We start from the raw sequence: 20,313 nt of genomic DNA, 5'->3' as shown, positions 1-20,313 counted from the left end.
TAGGATTCCGGCATGCTGAAGACCACCCGGCGCGCCCCGAAGCGCCAGCTCGCCGCCGCCGCCCTCGCGGCCGCCACGCTCGCGCTCACCGCCTGCGCCCCGACCGACGAGGCCGACACCGCCGACGACACGTCCAGCGACACGTCGGCCGACTCGTCCTCGGAGACGCCCGCCGCCGAGGAGTGCACCCCGGACTCGCTGGAGACGATCGCCGACGGCACGCTCACCATCGCCACCGACGACCCGGCCTACGAGCCGTGGTTCGTCGACAACGACCCGACCAACGGCGAGGGCTACGAGTCGGCCGTCGCCTACGCGATCGCCGAGCAGCTCGGCTACACCGCCGAGCAGGTCACGTGGGTCAAGGTGCCCTTCAACAAGGTCGTCCAGCCCGGCCCCAAGGACTTCGACCTCGACATCAACCAGGTCTCCATCACCGAGGCCCGCCGCAAGGCCGTCGACTTCTCCTCCGGCTACTACGACGTCGTGCAGACCGTGATCACCAACGCCGGCAGCTCGATCGACGGCGCGACCACGCTGGCCGAGCTCGCCGACGCCAAGCTCGGCGCGCAGGTGGGCACCACGAGCTACACCGCGATCACCGACCAGATCCAGCCCTCGGAGGAGCCGGCCGTCTTCGACACCAACGACCAGGCCGTCCAGGCACTCAAGAACGGTCAGATCGACGGCATCGTCGTCGACCTCCCCACCGCCTACTTCATGACCGCCGTGCAGCTCGACGACGGCGTGATCGTCGGCCAGCTGCCGCTCGCCGGTGGCGAGCCCGAGCAGTTCGGCGCCGTCCTGGCCAAGGACAGCCCCCTCACCGACTGCGTCTCGCAGGCCGTCGACACGCTGCGCGAGGACGGCGTGCTCGACCAGATCGGCCAGGAGTGGCTCGCCCAGCAGGGCGCTCCCGAGCTGTCTTGATGCCGCACCAGCTGGACACCGCCTGGCAGCCGTCGGAGGTCCAGCGCGAGCGTGACGAGTGGCGTCGTCGCCGTACGCTCCGCAGCGCGGCGATCGCCGCGGTCAGCACCCTGCTCCTGGTGGGGGCGCTGGCCGTGGCGGTCGTCAGCTCGCCGGGGTGGGAGCGGGTCCGCGAGACCTACTTCGACTGGGACAAGGCGGTCTCGTCCTTCCCGGCCGTCGTCGACGGGCTCTGGCTCAACATCCGCGTGATGCTGGTCTGCTGGGTGTTGATCCTGCTGCTCAGCCTCACGATCGCGATCGTGCGCACGCTCCGCGGTCCGGTGGCCTTCCCGCTGCGCCTGCTCGGCACGGCGTACGTCGACGTCTTCCGCGGCCTGCCGCTGCTGCTGGTGATCTTCCTGCTCGGCTTCGGCGGGCCGGCGTTGAGCCTGCGCGGGGTGCCGACCTCGCCGCTGTTCTGGGGCGGCGCGGCGCTGGTGCTGTCCTACTCCGCCTACGTCGCGGAGGTCTTCCGCGCCGGCATCGAGTCGGTGCACCCCAGCCAGCGCCTCGCGGGACGCTCGCTCGGGCTCTCGTATGGCCAGACGCTGCGCCACGTGGTGATGCCCCAGGCGTGGCGCCGGGTCATCCCGCCGCTGATGAACGACCTCGTCTCGCTGCAGAAGGACTCCGGCCTCATCGCCGTCCTCGGCGTCTACGACGCGATCCGCCGGGCGCAGATCGAGACGTCGCTCGACTTCAACTACACGCCGTACGTCGTGGCGGGCTTCCTGTTCTGCTGCCTGACCATCCCGATGGCGCGGCTCACCGACCGGTACGCCCGCAAGCGCGGCTACCACGGCGCGGGAGGACACCTGTGAACGAGCCTGTCGGCGACACCGCGACCGAGCTGCTGCGCCTCCAGGGCGTGCGCAAGTCCTTCGGCGACAACGTCGTGCTGCGCGAGGTGGACCTCACCGTCGAGCCCGGCCAGTGCGTGGTGCTCATCGGCGCCTCGGGCTCGGGCAAGTCGACGCTGCTGCGCTGCGTGAACCTCCTCGAGGTCGTCGACGACGGCGTGATCACCTTCGACGGCCGCGACATCACCGACCCGCGGGTGGACGGCGACGAGGTCCGTGCGCGCATGGGCATGGTCTTCCAGGCCTACAACCTGTTCCCCCACCTCGACGTCATCGGCAACGTGACCCTCGCGCTGCGCCTCGTCCACGGCGTGGGCGCGGAGGAGGCGCGTACGCGGGGGCTGGCGATGCTCGACCGCGTCGGTCTGGCCGAGAAGGCCGGCGCCCGGCCCGACGACCTGTCCGGCGGCCAGCAGCAGCGCGTCGCCATCGCCCGTGCCCTCGTGGCCAACCCGCGGCTGATGCTGCTCGACGAGGTGACCAGCGCCCTCGACCCCGAGCTCGTCGGGGAGGTCCTCGACCTGCTCACCGAGCTGAAGGGCGAGGGGGTCACCATGCTGCTCAACACCCACGAGATGGGCTTCGCCCGCGACGTCGCCGACCAGGTCTGCTTCCTGCACGACGGCCGGATCCACGAGCAGGGCCCCCCGGCCCGCGTGCTCGGGGACCCGCAGGAGGAGCGCACCCGCGCGTTCCTCTCCCGCATCCGCGCCTGAGCCGCTCGAGGGCAGGGGCTCCCGTGCGATTCGCCCGCTGTCGGTGCCGAGGAATAGCCTGACCGGGAGGTTGGTTGCGCTCGGCAACCGACGGGGCCGTCACCGGCCGTACGACGAGGAGGCGGGCGACACCTGTGGGCACGGACGCGGGGCTGCGGGGCACCACCACACGCGACGGCTTCCGGGTCCTGTGGGTCGGCATCAAGCGCGAGCCGCGGGTGTTCACGATCGCCACGCTGGGCGCGGTGCTGTTCGGCGTGCTCACCGTGGCCGACGCCTGGGTGCTCGGCTGGTCCACCGAGCACGTCCTGATCCCGGCCTTCGAGACAGGCGAGGTCCGCACCAGCCTGCTGGTGTGGGTGGTCGCGCTCTTCATGGGCGTGGCGATCCTGCGGGCGGTCGGCATCGTCGCGCGCCGTCTCGGCGGCGGCATCATGTACTACCGGATGCAGTCCCACACGCGCCGCGGCGTCACCCGCCAGTACCTCACCCTGCCGATGGAGTGGCACCAGCGCCACCCGACCGGCCAGCTGCTCTCCAACGCCTCCTCCGACATCGAGGCGGCTTGGTCGCCCATCATGCCGCTGCCGATGGCGCTGGGCACCGTCGTGATGATGGTGATCGCGGTGGTGCAGATGTTCGTCGCCGACGTGGTCATGGCCCTGGTGGGACTGCTCGTCTTCCCGGCGGTCGTCGGTGTCAACCTGCTCTACCAGCACTACTCCTCGCCGCTGATGACGCGCGCGCAGGGCCTGCGCGCCGAGGTCAGCGAGATCGCCCACGAGTCCTTCGACGGCGCGATGGTGGTCAAGACCCTCGGCCGGGAGGTCGAGGAGACCGACCGCTTCCGCGCCAAGGCCCACGAGCTGCGCGACGTCAACATCCGCGCGGGCCGGATCCGCGCGGTGTTCGACCCCGCACTGGCCAGCCTCCCGAACCTCGGCGTGCTGGTCGTCCTCGCGGTCGGCGTCTCCCGCGTGGCCAGCGGCGCGACGGAGCCCGGCGACGTCGTCACCGTCGCCTACCTCCTGACCATCGTGTCCTTCCCGATCCGCGCCATCGGCTGGTTGCTGGGCGAGTTCCCGCGCTCCGTCGTGGGCTACCGCAGGGCCAAGGCCGTGCTCGACGCCACCGGCAGCATGGAGTTCGGCGACGACCGGCTGCCGCCCAGCACGACCGGCGCGCTGCTCGAGGTCGACGACCTCCACTACTCCTACGACCCCGACGCGCCCCTGCTGCGGGGCGTGGACTTCGACGTCCAGCCCGGTCGCACCGTCGCGCTCGTCGGCGCCACCGCCTCCGGCAAGAGCACGCTGACCAGCCTGATGACGCGGCTCGTCGACCCCGACTCCGGCGTGATCCGCGTCGACGGCCACGACGTCAAGGGGCTGCGCAAGGGCGAGCTGCCGCGCGCCGTCGCCCTCGTCCCGCAGACCGCGTTCATGTTCGACGACACGGTCCGGGGCAACGTCACCCTCGGCGCCGACGTCCTCGACGCCGACGTGTGGGCCGCGCTGCGCACCGCGCAGGCCGACGGGTTCGTCGCCGCCCTCCCCGAGGGCCTCGACACCCGCCTGGGGGAGCGCGGCACCTCGCTGTCCGGGGGACAGCGCCAGCGGCTCTCGCTCGCCCGCGCCCTCGTACGCCGCCCCCGCCTGCTGATCCTCGACGACGCCACCTCCGCGGTGGACCCCGAGGTCGAGGCGCGGATCCTCGCCTCGCTGCGCGACGACCGTGACGGCGGCGCGGCCGCGTCGCTGGTGGTCGTCGCCTACCGCAAGGCCACGATCTCGCTGGCCGACGAGGTCGTCCACCTCGACGCGGGGCGCGTCGTCGGTCGCGGCACGCACGCCGACCTGCTCGACTCCAGCCCCGCCTACGCGCAGCTGGTCAATGCCTACGAGACCGACGCCGACGCTCCGGGGGGCCGCGCATGACCGTCACGACCGACCCCACCGCCGCGACGTCCGGCACCCGGATGGACTCCGGCGAGACCATCGGCGCGATGGCCACCATCCGCCTCGGCATGAAGTACTCACCCGAGCTCCGCGAGGGCCTCCGCGCCACTCTCGTGCTGGCCGTGCTGGCCTCGTGCGGCCAGATCGTCGTGCCGATCGCGGTGCAGCAGACCCTCGACCGCGGGCTCAACGCCCCCGGCGGGCCCCGCCTGGACTACGTGCTCTGGATGGGGGTGCTGGCGGCGCTCGCCATCGCCGTCACGAGCTGGGCCTCCTACCTCATGACCGCGCGCCTCTTCACCACCTCCGAGCGCGGGCTCGCGACGCTGCGCACCAAGGCGTTCCGCCACGTGCACGACCTGCCGCTCCTCACCCAGAACACCGAGCGCCGCGGCGCCTTGGTCTCGCGCGTGACCAGCGACGTCGACCAGGTCAGCCAGTTCCTGGTGTTCGGCGGGCTGATCTTCGTGGTGAGCATCGGCCAGATGCTGGTGGCCACCGTCCTGATGGTGGTCTACAGCTGGCAGCTCGCGCTCGTCGTCTGGCTGGCCTTCGCCCCGCTGTTCGTGTCGATCCGGTGGTTCCAGCGCAAGCTGTCGGCCGCCTACACCGTCGTGCGCCGCCAGGTCGGCGTCCTGCTGGGAGCCATCTCCGAGCCCGTCGTCGGCGCGGCGGTGGTCCGCACCTACGGCGTCGAGGCCCGCACCCAGGAGCGCATCGACACCGCGATCCAGGACTGGCAGGACGCCTACACCCACGCCCAGACCTACACGGTCACCTCGTTCTCCCTCGGCGGCCTGTCGGCCGGACTGGCCAACGCCGGCGTGATCGTGATCGGCGTGCTGCTCGGGTTCACCGGCGACATGACGCCCGGCAAGGTCCTCGCCTTCGCGTTCCTCGTCACGCTGTTCGTCGGGCCGGTGCAGATGGGCACCCAGATCCTCACCGACGCCCAGAACGCGATCGCCAGCTGGCGTCGCGTCCTCGGCATCCTGGAGACCCCGGCCGACCTCGTCGACCCCGGCCCGGACGGGGAGGTGCTGCCGCGGGGGCCGATCGACGTCAGGTTCGCCGACGTCGGCTTCTCCTACCCCGACGGACCGCCGGTGCTCCGCGAGATCGACCTCACCATCGGTGCCGGCACCCGCGTCGCGATCGTCGGCGAGACCGGCTCCGGCAAGTCCACCTTCGCCAAGCTGCTGACCCGCCTGATGGACCCCGTCGACGGCGCCGTGCTGCTCGACGGTGTCGACGTGCGCCGCATCGACGCCCGTTCGCTGCGTCGCAGCGTGGTGCTGGTGCCGCAGGAGGGCTTCCTGTTCGACGACACCATCGCGGCCAACGTGCGCTACGGCCGGCTGGACGCCTCCGAGGACGAGATCCGCGCCTCGGCGGTCGAGCTCGGCGTCGACGACTGGCTCGCAGCGCTCCCGAAGGGCCTGCACACCCAGGTGGGCCAGCGCGGCGAGTCACTCTCGGCGGGTGAGCGCCAGCTCGTCGCCCTGCTGCGCGCGCACCTGGCCGACCCCGACCTGCTCGTGCTCGACGAGGCCACGAGCGCGGTCGACCCGGCCCTGGAGATGCAGATCGGTCGCGCGCTCGAGCGACTGATGCAGTCGCGCACGTCGGTGACCATCGCGCACCGGCTCTCGACGGCCGAGAGCGCCGACGAGGTGATCGTGGTCGACAAGGGTCGCGTCGTGCAGCGCGGCCCCCACAGCGAGCTCGTCACCCAGGCGGGCAGCGTCTACGCAGGCCTGCACGCCAGCTGGGTGTCCCAGCACTCGCGGGCCTGAGACACCCCGTACGGCTGCCGCAGGCGGGGCCTCAGGATGCCAGGAGCTGGGTGATCAGGAGGTCGGCGTCGAAGGCGTCGGACTCCGCACCGGGTGCCACCACGGCCGCGGTGCGGGCGAGGAAGTCGCTGACGTCGCCCGCGCGCGCCATCAGCACGAGGTGTCCGTCGGGCGAGGTGAGCTCGATGGCGACCATCGCGCGGCCGCTCAGGCCGATGGCCGGCGAGACGTGCACGTCACCGTCGCCGACGGGCGCCTCGGCCCCGCGGATCAGCAGGTCGCGCCCGAAGGTCCACACCAGGTCCCCGTCGGACGTGACGAAGGTCATGGCCACGGCGAAGGGGTCGGAGCCGGCATAGCTGAGGACGGTGTCGATCTCGTGGCGGATACCGCGGTCGTCCAGGCACTCGACGGTGACGTCCAACGCCACGTCGGACAGGGTGTGCCCGCTACCGGACAGGTTCATCGAGAGCTCCTTCGGGTCGCCCGGGGCGGGGGAATCCCCGGGTTGCGTTGCTCATGAGACGGCATCCGGACCCGACCGTGATGCCAAACGGCAAAATATGACCCGAACCGGTCCAGACCGGATCTTGAGCCCCGCTCATGGCGGACTTGACGGTAACCCGTGCCTTCGCCGGTCGCGAAGTCTCTGGTGCGGCCCGATAGGTTCTTCCCATGACGGGGGCAGCCAAGCGCATCGGTCTCGAGATCCTGGGGTGGACCCTGCTGCTGCTCGGCGTGGCCGCGATCTTCCTGCCGGGGCCGGGCCTCCTCGGGATCTTCGCCGGCCTCGCGCTGCTGTCCCAGCAGTACGACTGGGCGGAGAAGCGGGTCGAGCCGGTCCGGCTGCGCGCCCTGCTCGGCGCCGCGGAGGGTGTCGAGACCTGGCCACGGATCGTCGCCTCGGTCCTCGGGGCCGTCGTGCTGGCCGCCTGCGGGGTGCTGTGGATCATCAAGCCGCCGGCGCCCGGGTGGTGGCCCTTCGACGAGGCGTGGTGGCTGCCCGGCGGTGTGTGGACGGGAGTCACCCAGGTCGCCTCGGCGTTCATCGCCGTCGCGCTCATCGTGTACAGCTACCGGCGCTTCCACGGTCACCCCGAGAAGGCCGACGAGCTCCGGCGCGAGATCAAGGGCGACCGGACCAGCGAGGACCGGCCCGGCATCGGGGCCGACACCTGACCCGATTCCGGATCGCAGCAGGGGATGGGATACGGTTCTGCCGAGCTCGGGCGATTGGCGCAGTGGTAGCGCGCTTCGTTCACACCGAAGAGGTCACTGGTTCGAACCCAGTATCGCCCACCCGAGTAACTGCAGGTGAGAGGCCCTTTCCCATCTGGGGAAGGGCCTCTCGTGCAACATACGTGCAACAAGGCCGACGCTGATCCGGCCGATGATTGGCATGACTTGTTGTGTCGTTCGGCGGTCCGGCCGCTTTCAGCGGGGCCCACCGATCGTCAGGAATGCCCGGCGGGAATTTGCCGAGGGGTGGCCTCGAGGTCCTCGAGCTTGATCCGGATGGCGCGCTTGCCACAGCGGTACGCCGGGAGGGTGCCGGCGGCGATCCAGCGGCGAATGGTCTTGGTCGAGACCGACATGGCCTCGGCGGCTTCCTCGAGGCTGAGGTAGACGGGGATGGTGCGTCGTTCAGCCATCGGAGCCCACCTCCGTGTGCGTGACGGTGGCTGAGGCGAGGAAGCGTCGGGCTTCGGCGACGGTTATGTAGAGCCGCCCGACGCCTTGGAAGCGGGTCCACCTGGGGCCGACGCCACGTCGGCGCCAGTCGCGGACGGTGCGTTGGGGTGTGCGGATGAGGTCGCAGAACTCTTCGAACAGGATCAGGTTGTTGTCGTCCCAGTCGTCGGGGATGCCGATGGGTGTCACCATCACGTCGCCTCTCGTCGTGGCCGTCGACGGATTCGAGGGCCTTCTCCCGGAAAAGCAACGGCCTGCTGTGCGGATCGGACATCTGCTGGCCATCCGTTGGTCATGCGATGGTCATCCGTGTCGAGGTCGGCGTCTCCGTAGTCACCTATGTCGTCGCTGGTCCCTTGAGCGATCACCCTGGGGGAACCGGGTCAGCGACCGATCCCGCGGGACGGCGGCACGGTGGATGGGACCGGCGGGGTTGGGCGCCGCGGCCCGTCGCGCAGTGCCGCAGCCTGCAGTGCGGCCGCGGGTGAGGGCGCCGGTGTGGTTGCGGGTGGGGGCGTGTTCGGTCCATACCGGTCGATGTTTTCCGCGGCCCTCTGGGCGGCGTGGGCGGGTCCGAGGTCGGCACGGTCACGGCTGAAGACCTCAACCCACTGGCTGCGGGCGTCGTCGATCGTCGCGGCGACGAGGTGGGCGACGTTGTTGTGACGGCCCCGGGTCATAGCGACGTACGCCGACGCCGCGCCGGTGGTCTCACCGAGGGCGAAGTGTGCCGAGTCGACGGTCTCGCCCTGAGCCCCGTAGGCAGTGGTGGTGAACGCCAGCTCGACGTGCTTGCGGACGTACTCGGCGGGAAGCGCGCGCTGCCCGGCGCGACCGACCACCAAGAGGCTGCCGTCCTCACCGACACCGGCGACGGTCCAGGTGTCGCGGTTGGCGACCTCGAGGTCGCGGTCGTTGCGTCGGGTCGCGACTCGGTCGCCGAGACCGATCCGCTCACCACGACGCGTGACAGGCTCGCCAGCGCTGTCCCCAGCCCGCTCACCAGATGGCTCACCAAATCGTGCGTCAGAGTCGTGCCGCCGGTCGCGGATGGCTGCGTTCAGGGCACTCACTTGGTCGCGGGTGTCAGCGATAACGAGTCGGTCACCATCACCGCTACTGACATTGGCACGGTCGGCGCCAATGTCGGCCAGGGCTGCGGTGCGTTCGACCTCGCTGGCGTGGAGGACGATCTGGCCTCGCTCCAGAAGGTCGTCGAAAACTTCACCAGAGCGCTCGCCGGTGCGCATGAGAAGCGAAAGGTCGGCGTATGCGGGGTCGGTGAACCGGTGGACCGACTCGAGCTCCAGGTGGGCTGCGGGTGACACCCACCTTATTGCGAGGTCGAGGACGCCGCCACGCCCAACAGCTGGGAGCTGGTGGCGGTCACCAAGAAGCGCCACCCTGGCGTGTGCTCGGTCGGCGATCGCGAACAGTGCGCGAGCGGTGTCCTGGTCCAGCATCCCAGCCTCGTCGACGAGCAGCACGTCACCGGGAGACAACCGCGCACGCAGCGCATTACGAAGCTCGGGTACGGCGTCCGGGCCAGTGTCGACTCGCGTCCAGCGGCCGTCCTCATCCCACCGGTACCCGTGCTGGTGGACCATCCAGGCTGCGGAGAACGCGTCGGCACCGACCTGATCCTGCGCCGCCTGAGCGGCCTTGAGGGTGGGGGTGACGACCACGAGTCGACGGTCGTACGCGTCGAGTACGTCGCGTGCTGCGGCCAGCGTGGTGGTCTTCCCGGTGCCGGCGGCGCCCTCGATGACGATCAGACTGGTGTCGCTGGCCAGGGCGGCGACGACGTGCTGTTGTGCGGGGTCGAGGTGGTCGATGCCCCGGAGTCCGACGGCGACGGTGGCTGGCTGCGCTGCGCGCTCGTCGATGCTGTCGACAAGGTCGGCCTCAACCGCAAGGACCCGCTCGGACGTCAGGCTCCGGACATGCTCGGGGGCGTCGTCGCGTTCCAGCAATGGCACGCATCGTGTTTGGGCGCGCTCGGCGATGTCTTCGACCAGCTCGTGCCGGACCGCACGGTCGGCGACGACGCCGACGGAGGCGATCAGTCGTTCGACCTCGCCACGGATGTCGGGTGCGTTCCACGCCGACCGCTTGGACCCGAGCCGGGTGAGCACGAGATCGGCGGCGGCGTCGCGGTTGATCCGCCCGATCTGTAGCCCTGGTTCGGTCGCGGAAGCGGTGGGCGGGGTGAAGCCAAGGTCGTGCAGCTCGGTGTTCCACGCCGCGACGAGGTCGGCGCCGCTGCGGGGCACGACCTTGTCCGGTCGCGCGTCGGCCCACGCACAGCGGTCCCACGTCTGGCGCAGTCGCGGACCCGGCTCTTGGACGGGGTGCTCGGCCCGCCAAGCGGCCTCGTAGCGGTCGACGTTGCGACCGATCTGCGCGGCGCGCTGGCTGAACCGTCCGACGTACGGCGCGAGCTGCTCGATCTCGCCGTCGTTGTCCAGCGTGTACCCACGCGCAGCGAGAGCCGTCCGGAACTCCGGGTCGCACATCACCGCCGCGTGCCCGATCCCGTTGAGCGCCTCGATGCTGTCCACCACACCGACCGAGTGCAGACCACGCCACGCCCCGGACGCGAACACGCGAGCGTTGATCTGCACGTGCAGGTGACGGTGCGGGTCACCTGCACGCGAGGTGTAGTGCCGCACGACAGCTGCCTCGAGCTTCTCCACCGGGACCTGCACCTGCCGCCCACGTGGCCCGACGCGGGTGGTGGCGTGCTCGCCCATCCACCCGATGACCTCACCCGTCGCGCGGTCCATTGCCGCGTCGTACGCCATCGCAATCTCGGGGTGGAGTGCCGCGGCGAGCGACCAGGACTTCGGCCCGTTCACGACGACCTCGACGAACCGCAACGCACGCGCGTCGTCGCGCAGCCGACCCCTCGCTGCGCCTGTCTCGACGTCGTAGCCGGCGACCCACCGTTCGTAGGCGTCACCGTCGAGCGTCCCCCCGCCCTGAACTGCGGTAACACCGCGTCCCCCCTCTACCAGCGAAGTCGCGGCGACGTACCGCTCGGCCACCCCTGTGCCCTCTGCGAGGTAGTAGTCGTCGACTCGGGAACGGTCGGCCTCGACGTAGGAGCGCGCGGCGGACGCCGATCCGCGGTAGAACTTCACCCCACCGCGCATCCCTCGTCACCTCCCGTCAGCACTCGTCACCTAGCCTCGAAATGACGCTCGGCCCGCCCCGAGGGGCGGACCGATCTACGAACCTTCGTAGCATGCGTGCCGCTCAGTATTGAAGGTCTTCGGAGGCGTCCAGGGGGAGCGGATCTTGGACTCGTCACTCTTCGTCATCGCATGACAATGAGGTTGGAAATGAAGCGGTAACGAGTCTGACTGGAGACGTCGGGCTCGAGGGTTCGCTACTCGGCTGCGTACTCCATCTCATCGACGAGGTTCGGCTCGACCGTTCAGTACCGGAAGTCCGCATTTCCGGCGGCGGACCCAAGAGGTGGGCCTCGCATTCTCGCTGCTGCATGTTCCGCGCGACGCCCCCGTCCCGGGGACGCCTCCGGACAGGGCTAACGGGACGAACCCGTCATCGCCACTCAGGGTCAACAGGGCTCGCCGCATACGGTTCCCGCTGCGGTCATTCCATGCGTGGGTATGCGACGCCGGCAGCGCCGCGTTGGTCGACGTACCTCGAGGCGAGGATGGCTGGGCTACGAGTGGTCGATTGACCCGGGCGACGCGGTGGCGTGGATTGCAACTTGGCTCACGTCCATTTGACATGCGCGGTAGGATTCGCGTGATTTGCTACGCATTGGAAGTGAGTTCAACACTGTGCCATCATCATTCCGGCCTGCATCTCCGCCCCAGTTTTCCGCCTCGACCGATCGACGTCGGGAGGACCTTACGAGACCGTCAGGAGCAGTGTCGATGTCCTTTTCGATCCGGCCAGTCAGGCAGCGCCAGTTGCCTGCGAGGATGGCAGTACTCATCGGCACCCGGACAGAGCTTGCCGCGCCGCTGATCGCGGACCGCCATTGCCTATCAGCGGCCGGGCGCGCTCAGAGTCTTGCTCTCAGCCTGTGAGCGCAGTCGACGTCGCTCTTGTGGCGATCGGGCTGGTCATCTTGGTCGGTGGCGGTGAGCTTCTGGTGAGGGGGGCATCGGATCTCGCGGCTCGTGTCGGCCTCTCCTCGCTGGTCATCGGGTTGACGGTGGTGGCCTTCTCCACGTCGTCGCCAGAGATGGCCGTCACTGTCGGCGCGGTCTTGGAAGGGCAACCCGACCTGGCGGTCGGCAACGTTGTGGGCAGCAACATCGTGAACGTCCTACTGATCCTGGGTGCCTCCGCGCTGCTCCTACCGTTGACGGTGCGCGCACAGTTGATTCGTCTGGACGTGCCGGTGATGGTCGGGGTGTCAATGTGCTTGTTGCTGCTGTCGCTGGACGGCCGCCTGAGCCTTGCTGACGGGTTCTTTCTGGTCACGGTGATAGTCGTCTACACCGCGGTGTCGGTCGTTGTGGGGCGACGCAGTGCGCCGTATGTCCGCGAGTCAACAGTGGGCGAGAAGGAACGACCGGTGTGGCTGCTCCTCCTGGCGGTGCTCGGCGGGGTGGCGCTGTTGGTCGTCGGAGCGCAGCTGCTGGTCGAGGGTGCGGTCGGCATCGCTGAGGGGTTTGGGGTGAGTGGCCTGGTGGTCGGGCTCACGGTGGTTGCGGTAGGTACCTCGCTCCCTGAGCTGGCGACGTCCCTCATTGCTGTTCGACGCGGTGAGCGCGACCTGGCGGTCGGCAACATCGTCGGCAGCAACATCTTCAACATCGCTGCTGTGCTGGGCGTCGCCGCCTTGGTGGCCGATGACGGGGTACCGGTCGCAGACGCGGCCGTGGCCCTCGACATCCCGCTCATGATCGCCGCAGCGGTCGCGCTGCTGCCCGTGGCTTTCACCGGGATGGCTATCGCCCGTTGGGAGGGCGCGCTGTTCGTCGGGTTGTACGCCGCGTTCACCGCTTACGTGGTGCTGGCAGCCACCGAGCACGACGCGCTCGGGGGCTTCACGGCCGTGATGATCTGGTTCACCTTGCCGTTGGTCGCGATCACCTTGGTCGTCCTCGGGGCCTACGAGATTGGTCGGCGTCGCGCGGCTCGCGAGCCGCTGGCGCCGTCCTGAGGCTCCGGATGTCCGACGAGCGTCACGACCCGAGGAGGCCGACGTGCTGCTCGCCCTGAGCGCCTTGACGGTCTTGGCCGTCCTGGCTCCGCTCCTTGCCCGCTTGGGCTTGGGCCGGGAGCTCGGCTACGTGTTCGCCGCTGGTTTCGCGGGGGTCGCGATCCTGATCGCGTTCCACGTGCCGCAGATCCTTGACGGGGGCACGGTCGAGACCTCCATGGACTGGTTGCCGTCGTTGGGGGTCTCGTTCGCCCTGCGGCTCAACGGACTCTCGTCGCTGTTCGCGTTGATGGTGCTCGGCGTAGGCGCCTTGATCATGGCCTACTGCCCTCGCTACTTGAGCTCGCACGATCCCCATGGGGCCATCTACGGACTGCTCACGCTGTTCGCGGCCGCCATGCTGGGGCTGGTGCTTGCCGCCGATGTTGTGCTCCTCTTCGTGTTCTGGGAGGCCACCACCTACTGTTCCTTCCTGCTGCTCGGGCTGGCCGGGGGCCGGGCCACCCGGCCGGCCCGGCGGGCTCTGCTGATCACCGCAGCCGGCGGTCTGGCCCTGCTGGTAGCCGTGGTGCTCCTCACCGTGGTCACCGGGAGCACGGCAATCAGCGACATCCTGGCCGACCGCGAGGTGATCCTCGCGTCACCGCTGGCATTGCCGATCGGCGCCCTGATCGCGTTCGCCGCGTTTACCAAGTCGGCCCAGGTGCCGCTGCATTTCTGGCTACCCGGTGCGATGGTGGCGATGACCCCGGTCAGCGCCTTCCTGCATGCGGCGACGATGGTCAAGGCCGGTGTGTACCTGCTGATGCTGGTCTCGCCCATCTTCTCGGGCGTGCCCGCATGGTCGGCGCTCCTGGTCTCGATCGGATTGACCTCGGCGTTGTGGGGCGCCTTCATGGCCCTGCGCCAGCACGATCTGAAGGCCATCCTCGCCCACTCGACCGTCAGCCAGCTCGGGCTGCTGGTTGCCGCCATCGGCGTCGGCACCCCGATCGCTCTTGCCGCCGCTATGCTCCACACCATCGCCCACGCGCTGTTCAAGGCGACGTTGTTCATGCTCGTCGGAATCATCGACAAGGAGGCAGGTAGTCGCGACATCCGGGAGCTGTCCGGGCTGTGGCGGGTGATGCCGGTGACCGCGACGATGACAGCGCTGGCCGGACTCTCGATGGCCGGCATCGTGCCGATGCTCGGCTTCGTGAGCAAGGAATACCTCTTCCAAGGAATCTTCCAGGCCGACTTCGCCCCAGCGGCGGGGCTGGTCGCCGGCTCGATCGCAGTCGCCGCATCGGCGCTGACCACGGCCTACGGGCTGCGCATCGTCTACGGCGCTTTCGGCGGCAGCATTCACCAACCCGGCCTCTACGAGCCGTCGCCGGCGTTCCTGGCCCCTGCGGCGATCGCGGCGTTGGCCGGGTTGGTCCTGGGCGCCGGCATCGACTTGTTGAACCCGCTCGTGGCACGAGCCGGCGCCGATGTCGTGCCTGGCGAGCCATTGGGGGCGTTCCAGTTCTGGCACGGACTCAGTCCTGAGATCGTCATGTCCGTCATCGCATTCAGCTCTGGGCTGATGCTCTTCCTGCGTCGACACCAGGTGGACCGACTGCTCGACCGGGTCGTGGTTCCCGACGCCGGGGCAGCGTTCGACCGGGCCCACGCCGGACTGATTGCGTTCGGATACCGGGTCGGGCAGCCGGACCGCGCGGGCGGGACGATGAGCCACCTTGTCCGGCCCCTTGGTGGCGTCGTTTTTCTCGCGGCAGTCGGATTCGTGACGCTGCGCAACCTCCCGCCGGTGCGACCCGCCGACACGGTGGGTGACTGGGTGGTGGTCGGCTTGTTCGCTCTCGGCGTCGCGGCCGCCGTGGTCGCCCGTGACACCCTCGCGGCCGTTGCTGCGCTCGGGTTCGTCGGCTTGCTGATGGCGGCCCTGTTCGTGACCGCTGGCGCGCCGGACGTCGCGCTGACCCTCGTGCTGGTCGAGGTGTTGACCGCCGTCGTCGTGGTCTGGGTGCTGCGTCGGCTGCCGGCGCGGTTGCCCACCGGGGACGGGCCGCGAGTGCCGTGGTCGGTGCTGCTCGCGCTCGCCTGCGGGCTCGCCGCCGCATCGGCGACGTACGCCCTGACCGGGCGGCGAGGTCCGTCAACCGCCTCGTCGTTCTTTCTCGACAACGCCGAGGCGGCGACCGGAGGCACCAACGTGGTCAACACCATCCTGGTGGACTTCCGGGCGATGGACACCCTTGGCGAGGCAGTCGTTCTCGGCGCGGTCGCGCTCGGGCTGCTCGCTCTGCTCGGCTCCACCGCCGCAGATGATCACACCCCGGAGCCACCCGCCGACGCCGACCATCTCAGCGCCGCCGCATCGGTGTTCCTCCAAGTGAGCGCACGGCTGGTCGTGCCGGGCGCGGCGCTGGTGGCTGCCTACCTGCTCTACGTCGGCCACGACGCCCCCGGCGGAGGATTCATCGCCGCCCTCGTCGCAGGCGCCGCGGCCGCGACCCACCAGATCGCACACGGACGGCTACCGAGGTGGTCGCGACCTGAGCTGCTAGTCGGGAGTGGGATCTTGGTCTCCCTCGGCACCGGACTGCTGGCGAGCGCCAAGGGCGAGGCTGTGCTGGCGCCGTTCAAGCTGCCCGGACTGGACGCGGTCGGTGTCGGCTCGGCACTGCTGTTCGACATCGGTGTCATGCTCATGGTCCTCGGTATGCTGACGGCCGCCCTCGACCGCTTCGCGGCGCGCACCCACCGGCCCGAGTCGTCAAGGGTGCACCCGTGACCGCGGCGATCATCGTCGGCCTGCTGGTGGCCGGCGGGGTGTGGTTCCTCGCACAGCCCGGGCTCCTGCGCGTGATCCTCGGATTCGTGCTCCTGGGCCATGGCGTCAACGTGCTGTTGCTGGCGTCGGGTGGTCTCGATCGCCGCCGGGCGCCCTTCGTCGGCGATGGTGCCGGGGACCCCGCCGCCTTGGCGGACCCGCTGCCCCAGGCCTTCGTCCTGACCGCCGTGGTGATCACGTTCGGGGTCAGCGTCTATCTGCTGGCGATCCTGCGCGCGGAGTCCGTCGAAGACCCGGACGTGAGCGCAGCAGATGACATGGACGAGACGGACGAACCGAGCGCGGGCCGATGAGCCCGATGCTGCTGGCGCTGCCGGTCTTCGCTCCCTTGGCAGGCGTCGGAATGGTCCTGCTCCTGTCCCGACGCGGCGCGGGCTCGGCGGGTGCCCCGCCAAGGATCGCTCGAGCGGTCGGGTGGGGCGTCACGGTCGTTGTGCTGGTGGCGTCCATGGTGTTGCTGACCTCCGCCCTCGACGGGGACATAGCGACCCTGCGGCTCGGGGGCTGGCCGTCCGGCATCGCGATCGTGCTCGTCGCCGATGTCCTCGGCGCCCTCATGATGGCGGTCACGTCGCTGCTGGTGCTGCTGAGCCTCGTTTTCGCGGCTGCGACAGGCGAGGACGACGGCCACTTCGTCGCGTTGGCCCTGGTGCTCTCCACCGGTGTGTACGGCGCGATGCTCACCGGCGACCTGTTCTCGTTGTTCGTGTTCGTCGAGGTGATGCTGGTTCCGAGCTACGTGCTCCTGATCCGATCCGGAGGGCGGCGTCGGCTGGCGGCCGGACAACGCTACGTCAGCGTCAACCTGCTCGCCTCCACCCTGTTCCTGGCTGGCGTCGGCCTGCTCTACGGCGTCACAGGCACCGTCGACCTCGGCGAGCTGGCAGGTGCTGCCCGCAACCCGGCGGCTGCGCTCGCGACCGCAGTGGTGCTGTTGGCCCTGGGGATCAAGGCCGCGATCGTGCCCCTGCACAGCTGGCTCCCGAGCAGCTACGCCGTAGCCGGCCCCGCCGTGGTCGTACTCTTCTCCGGTCTTCTCACCAAGGTTGGTGTCTATGCGCTGTTCCGGATCTATGCCGTCGTGTTCGACGGCGACCGACGCTGGTTGTGGATCTTCCTCGTCCTCGGGCTGCTCACCATGGTGGTCGGCGTCCTCGCTGCACTGGGGGAGCGCTCCGTTCGATCTGTGTTGACCTTTCACATGGTCAGCCAGATCGGCTACATGCTGCTCGGCCTGGGGTTGTTCACCACCGCCGGGTTGGCGGCCGGCATCTTCTTCCTCGTCCAGTACGTCCTGGTCAAGGCAGCGCTACTGATGTGCGCCGGCGCCATCGAGGTCCGCCACGGCACCGACGAGCTGCGTCTCTTGGGCGGAATCGGCCGCACGGAACCCGTGCTCGCGGGGGCATTCGGGATCTCCGCACTGGCACTGGTCGGTGTCCCGCCGCTCTCCGGCTTCGTCGCCAAGCTGAAACTCGTGCAGGCAGCCGTCGCCGAGCACCAGTACGCCGCAGTGGCAGCGGTGGCGGTCGTCAGCCTGCTCACCTTGGTCTCGATGCTGAAGTTGTGGAACGCCATCTTCACCCAGCCCGAGCCCCAGCCCGAGTCCCAGCCCGTGACGAGACCGGGTGCTGGCCCGTCGACCGAAGCAACGATCATGGTGGTCCCGTCGCGCTCTGGTCCGATCCTGCCCCCGGCCGGTGCGATCGCGTCGCGGCCGCTGCTGCTGGCCCCCGCGGTCGTCCTGGCCGGGGTGGCGGTGTCGCTCGGCCTCGCTGCGGAGCCGCTGCTCGTTGTCTGCGAGCGGGCGGCCGATGGTCTGGTCGACGTCGGAACGTATGTCGAGGCGGTGACCTCGCCATGACCGGGGCCCGTGCTCCTCGTCCTGTCCGCATGGCTCTGTTCGTGGTGGTCTACGGGTGGCGCTACCTGAAGGCCAACGTGCAGGTCGCAGCGACCATCCTGACGGGCCGGCCCCGGCTCGCGCCGGCCCTGGTCGAGGTGCGGCTGCGGTGCCGGACCGACGCAGAGGTGGCCGCCTACATGGGCTTGATCACCCTGACTCCCGGCACTATGGCCGTCTCCCTCAGTCCTGACCGCGCGCGGCTGATCGTGCACGGCATGCACGCCTCCGACACGACGGCATTTCGCGCAGACCTGGCGCGGCTCGAGGCGGAGCTGCTTGACGCCGTCCGCCGGCTGGAGCGGGGCGGCACGGCCCCCAACGGAATGGAAGAAGGGTGAGTGACGTGGAGCCGTCTCTGGGCTCGGTGCTGGACCTTGCGCTGTTGGTGCTCGCAGGCACGCTCGTCGCGGCCATGGTGCGGATGGTGCGCGGCCCCACCGACGCCGACCGGGCACTGGCGGCCGACGTTGGCTTCGCGGTTCTCATCGCCGCCGTGGCGCTCCTGGCGGCGCGACTCGACGAGCCGACCCTCTACAGCCTCGTCATGGTGGCAACCCTGGCCGGATTTCTCACCACCGTCGCGCTTGCGCGGCTGGTCGATCGGCGTTCGCCGTGAGTGCCCAGGAGCTGGCCGCTGGAGTGCTGGTGCTCGTGGGCGTCGCGCTGTTCGCGAGCGCCGCGGTAGGACTGCTGTGGCTGCCCGACGTATACGCCCGAATCAACGCGGCCGCGAAGGCCGCCGGACTTGGCGTGGTCAGTGTGTTGCTCGGTGTCCTGATCCTCGACCCGAGTCCGGCCTCGGTGATCACTCTCAGCCTCGCGATCGTGCTACAGCTGCTCACCGTGCCTATTGCCGGCATCGCCATCGCCGAGGCGGCCTGGCTCTCGAGAGCCCCTCGGACACCAAGCACCCAGGACGAGCTCGAATCTCCACCCTGAAGGTCGTGCAGCCCGTGAGGGGCGAGTTGGTGGTCGACGAGCGAGTGGGCCAGCGCGGGAACTGACGTAGCCACGCTCGCGGAGTGCCGTGATGACTTGGCCGTCAATCGCTGACCTGGGTCAGGTTGGGTACGACAGCCGAGTCCTTTCGGCGGCCAGGACGGAGAGCACGATTTTGAACGAACCAGAGTTCGTGATAACGTTGTCGCATGTGGGCTTGGGGGGTCCATCGCTGGATGAGACGCTCCTGACGCGTTGAACGTGCCCGGCTCGGGCTTCACTCCGGTGGCGGCTCGACCCGTTGATCCGGTTCCCGGCCGGCGCCCGCGCCTACTGCGACGGTGGTGATCTGCATGGTTGACCTTCGTGTCCTCGGCTGGCGAGCGATCCGGTCTCGTCGGTGGTCTGCTCGTGTCCTTGGTGTTGGGCGGGGATGGACCTGACATGAGCACAGACGAAGTTCTGATGGTCGCCGTGGGCTGGGTGCTCTTCGGGCTCGCCGTCGGGCTGTGGATGGCTCGTCGCGGACACGACCCCAGGTGGGCGGTCATCGCGGTGGCGTTCGGTCCGATCTTCGTCCCGATCGCGTTCGAGCGGGTCGAACGGCGTCCCCGTCTGGTCGTGCCGGGCCCGGCGTCACCCGGACAGGAGGCTGAGGCCGCGGACGGGCCCCGGGTGCTAATCGGTCTGGATGGCTCGGTGGAGGCGCAAGCGGCTCTCGACCGGGCGAACGATCTCCTCGGGTCTCATCTCGGACTGCTCGTGCTGGCGGAGGTGGTGTGCCACGACGCGACCGAGGATGCCAGCTACGCAGACATCGATGCCGCAACGCATCGGTTGAGGTCGTCAGCCGCACGGGTCCGCGGCGTCGGTGGCCAGGTAGGTTTCGCGGTGTTGGCCGGTCCGCCTGGTGAAGCCCTGCTGTGGTTTGCCGAGGACCGGGGCATGGATCTGATCGTGGTGGGACGCCGGGGTCGTGGACTGTCCACACGCCTGCTCGGCAGCGTCTCGTCGTGGTTGGTTCGCCACTCCCGTCTGCCGGTCCTGGTGGTCGAGTCTCGCTCACAGGCAGGCCGCGCCCGCTGGCAACGGCAGCGGCCGGGGGGTGCTCGTCGAGGTCGCTTGGGGTAGGCCGCTTGGGATGGGGGTGCGACCGGTGACCCCCTGGATTGGCGCGTGGGCTGCGTCCCGAGGCCGGCGCGCGTCTCTCGACTTGATCTGTCCGTGCAGCGACGTCCCGCTGGCATGATGAGATTTCTCCGACCCACGACAAGCCGCCCGATACGCTGGCAGGCTTCTGGCGCCGCTCAGTGCTCTCGCGGCCCCTGTGGTCATTGAAGGCCTTTCGCCGATGATGCGGTGGCAAGTGCGTCGTCGCACGGCGGCACCGTCAAGCCGATCCACGGCGCACCCCTTTGCAGCAGTCCGTATTCCGCCGCACCATCCTCAACCCCTGGTTTCGAGTCGTCCTCAGGTCGAATCC

General features: G+C 69.5%; 18 protein-coding genes and 1 tRNA gene. 15 read left to right on the top strand and 4 right to left on the bottom strand.

Annotated features, from left to right (window positions below):
- The first annotated feature begins 12 nt into the window (after positions 1–12).
- From IE200_RS08960 to IE200_RS08940, 5 genes are all read left to right on the top strand, one after another.
- Positions 13–930 (top strand): ABC transporter substrate-binding protein, encoded by a 918-nt coding sequence (locus IE200_RS08960; RefSeq protein ID WP_191279134.1) that lies wholly within the window; start codon positions 13–15, stop codon positions 928–930.
- On the top strand, positions 930–1,793 hold the full coding sequence (locus IE200_RS08955; RefSeq protein ID WP_191279133.1) for an amino acid ABC transporter permease: 864 nt from the start codon (positions 930–932) through the stop codon (positions 1,791–1,793). Before IE200_RS08960 ends, IE200_RS08955 begins: the two co-directional genes overlap by 1 nt.
- Entirely contained in the window at positions 1,790–2,548 is a 759-nt protein-coding gene (locus tag IE200_RS08950; RefSeq protein WP_308432998.1) for an amino acid ABC transporter ATP-binding protein, read from the top strand. The genes IE200_RS08955 and IE200_RS08950 overlap by 4 nt, the downstream gene beginning before the upstream one ends.
- Before the next feature lie 134 nt (positions 2,549–2,682).
- A complete protein-coding gene (locus tag IE200_RS08945) occupies positions 2,683–4,485 on the top strand; it encodes an ABC transporter ATP-binding protein (protein WP_229856320.1) in 1,803 nt (600 codons plus the stop codon).
- Positions 4,482–6,302 (top strand): ABC transporter ATP-binding protein, encoded by a 1,821-nt coding sequence (locus IE200_RS08940; protein ID WP_191279132.1) that lies wholly within the window; start codon positions 4,482–4,484, stop codon positions 6,300–6,302. The genes IE200_RS08945 and IE200_RS08940 overlap by 4 nt, the downstream gene beginning before the upstream one ends.
- A 31-nt stretch (positions 6,303–6,333) precedes the next feature.
- Here IE200_RS08940 and IE200_RS08935 read toward each other — a convergent pair whose 3' ends face one another.
- Complete coding sequence (locus tag IE200_RS08935; RefSeq protein ID WP_191279131.1) at positions 6,334–6,768, bottom strand: SsgA family sporulation/cell division regulator; 435 nt, start codon at positions 6,766–6,768, stop codon at positions 6,334–6,336.
- Positions 6,769–6,977: 209 nt separating this feature from the next.
- Here IE200_RS08935 and IE200_RS08930 point away from each other — a divergent pair, with 209 nt between their 5' ends.
- Positions 6,978–7,481 (top strand): PGPGW domain-containing protein, encoded by a 504-nt coding sequence (locus IE200_RS08930; protein WP_191279130.1) that lies wholly within the window; start codon positions 6,978–6,980, stop codon positions 7,479–7,481.
- Between the two features lie 48 nt (positions 7,482–7,529).
- Positions 7,530–7,601, top strand: a tRNA-Val gene (locus tag IE200_RS08925).
- Positions 7,602–7,756: 155 nt separating this feature from the next.
- Here IE200_RS08925 and IE200_RS08920 read toward each other — a convergent pair.
- The 3 genes from IE200_RS08920 to mobF form a co-directional block, all read right to left on the bottom strand.
- Positions 7,757–7,954 (bottom strand): helix-turn-helix domain-containing protein, encoded by a 198-nt coding sequence (locus tag IE200_RS08920; protein WP_191279129.1) that lies wholly within the window; start codon positions 7,952–7,954, stop codon positions 7,757–7,759.
- Positions 7,947–8,186 carry a hypothetical protein gene (locus tag IE200_RS08915; protein WP_191279128.1) on the bottom strand — a complete coding sequence of 80 codons (240 nt, stop codon included), beginning with the start codon at positions 8,184–8,186 and terminating at the stop codon, positions 7,947–7,949. The genes IE200_RS08920 and IE200_RS08915 overlap by 8 nt, the downstream gene beginning before the upstream one ends.
- A 191-nt stretch (positions 8,187–8,377) precedes the next feature.
- On the bottom strand, positions 8,378–11,149 hold the full coding sequence (gene mobF, locus IE200_RS08910) for a MobF family relaxase (protein ID WP_191279127.1): 2,772 nt from the start codon (positions 11,147–11,149) through the stop codon (positions 8,378–8,380).
- Positions 11,150–12,054: 905 nt separating this feature from the next.
- Between mobF and IE200_RS08905 the strand changes: the two genes are divergently transcribed.
- The 8 genes from IE200_RS08905 (at position 12,055) to IE200_RS08870 (ending at position 19,961) form a co-directional block, all read left to right on the top strand.
- Complete coding sequence (locus IE200_RS08905; RefSeq protein WP_068324862.1) at positions 12,055–13,143, top strand: calcium/sodium antiporter; 1,089 nt, start codon at positions 12,055–12,057, stop codon at positions 13,141–13,143.
- Positions 13,144–13,186: 43 nt separating this feature from the next.
- A complete protein-coding gene (mbhE, locus tag IE200_RS08900; protein WP_068324861.1) occupies positions 13,187–15,925 on the top strand; it encodes a hydrogen gas-evolving membrane-bound hydrogenase subunit E in 2,739 nt (912 codons plus the stop codon).
- The gene (locus IE200_RS08895) at positions 15,922–16,278 is read left to right on the top strand and encodes a sodium:proton antiporter (protein WP_068324860.1); all 357 of its coding nucleotides are present in this window, start codon (positions 15,922–15,924) and stop codon (positions 16,276–16,278) included. Before mbhE ends, IE200_RS08895 begins: the two co-directional genes overlap by 4 nt.
- On the top strand, positions 16,275–17,849 hold the full coding sequence (locus IE200_RS08890) for a monovalent cation/H+ antiporter subunit D family protein (RefSeq protein WP_068324859.1): 1,575 nt from the start codon (positions 16,275–16,277) through the stop codon (positions 17,847–17,849). The genes IE200_RS08895 and IE200_RS08890 overlap by 4 nt, the downstream gene beginning before the upstream one ends.
- The gene (locus tag IE200_RS08885; RefSeq protein ID WP_082807516.1) at positions 17,846–18,229 is read left to right on the top strand and encodes a Na+/H+ antiporter subunit E; all 384 of its coding nucleotides are present in this window, start codon (positions 17,846–17,848) and stop codon (positions 18,227–18,229) included. Before IE200_RS08890 ends, IE200_RS08885 begins: the two co-directional genes overlap by 4 nt.
- A 5-nt stretch (positions 18,230–18,234) precedes the next feature.
- Entirely contained in the window at positions 18,235–18,507 is a 273-nt protein-coding gene (locus tag IE200_RS08880) for a monovalent cation/H+ antiporter complex subunit F (protein ID WP_218005560.1), read from the top strand.
- Positions 18,504–18,830 carry a monovalent cation/H(+) antiporter subunit G gene (gene mnhG, locus IE200_RS08875; protein WP_068324857.1) on the top strand — a complete coding sequence of 109 codons (327 nt, stop codon included), beginning with the start codon at positions 18,504–18,506 and terminating at the stop codon, positions 18,828–18,830. The genes IE200_RS08880 and mnhG overlap by 4 nt, the downstream gene beginning before the upstream one ends.
- A 444-nt stretch (positions 18,831–19,274) precedes the next feature.
- On the top strand, positions 19,275–19,961 hold the full coding sequence (locus IE200_RS08870) for a universal stress protein (RefSeq protein ID WP_068324856.1): 687 nt from the start codon (positions 19,275–19,277) through the stop codon (positions 19,959–19,961).
- Positions 19,962–20,313: the final 352 nt, after the last annotated feature.

It is taken from the genome of Nocardioides flavus (ex Wang et al. 2016), assembly GCF_014653115.1.
In the GTDB taxonomy this organism is placed as follows: domain Bacteria; phylum Actinomycetota; class Actinomycetes; order Propionibacteriales; family Nocardioidaceae; genus Nocardioides; species Nocardioides flavus.
Note: the sequence above shows the minus strand (reverse complement) of the source record. Positions and strands in the feature narration are given on the sequence as shown.

What these genes read in the sequence shown, in the direction of transcription:
- IE200_RS08890 (WP_068324859.1), top strand. Translation starts at nt 16,275, where the DNA reads ATGAGCCCGATGCTGCTGGCGCTGCCGGTCTTCGCTCCCTTGGCAGGC.
- IE200_RS08930 (WP_191279130.1), top strand. Translation starts at nt 6,978, where the DNA reads ATGACGGGGGCAGCCAAGCGCATCGGTCTCGAGATCCTGGGGTGGACC.
- IE200_RS08960 (WP_191279134.1), top strand. Translation starts at nt 13, where the DNA reads ATGCTGAAGACCACCCGGCGCGCCCCGAAGCGCCAGCTCGCCGCCGCC.
- IE200_RS08915 (WP_191279128.1), bottom strand. Translation starts at nt 8,186, where the DNA reads ATGGTGACACCCATCGGCATCCCCGACGACTGGGACGACAACAACCTG.
- IE200_RS08920 (WP_191279129.1), bottom strand. Translation starts at nt 7,954, where the DNA reads ATGGCTGAACGACGCACCATCCCCGTCTACCTCAGCCTCGAGGAAGCC.
- IE200_RS08940 (WP_191279132.1), top strand. Translation starts at nt 4,482, where the DNA reads ATGACCGTCACGACCGACCCCACCGCCGCGACGTCCGGCACCCGGATG.
- IE200_RS08885 (WP_082807516.1), top strand. Translation starts at nt 17,846, where the DNA reads ATGACCGGGGCCCGTGCTCCTCGTCCTGTCCGCATGGCTCTGTTCGTG.
- mobF (WP_191279127.1), bottom strand. Translation starts at nt 11,149, where the DNA reads ATGCGCGGTGGGGTGAAGTTCTACCGCGGATCGGCGTCCGCCGCGCGC.
- IE200_RS08935 (WP_191279131.1), bottom strand. Translation starts at nt 6,768, where the DNA reads ATGAACCTGTCCGGTAGCGGGCACACCCTGTCCGACGTGGCGTTGGAC.
- IE200_RS08870 (WP_068324856.1), top strand. Translation starts at nt 19,275, where the DNA reads ATGAGCACAGACGAAGTTCTGATGGTCGCCGTGGGCTGGGTGCTCTTC.
- IE200_RS08955 (WP_191279133.1), top strand. Translation starts at nt 930, where the DNA reads ATGCCGCACCAGCTGGACACCGCCTGGCAGCCGTCGGAGGTCCAGCGC.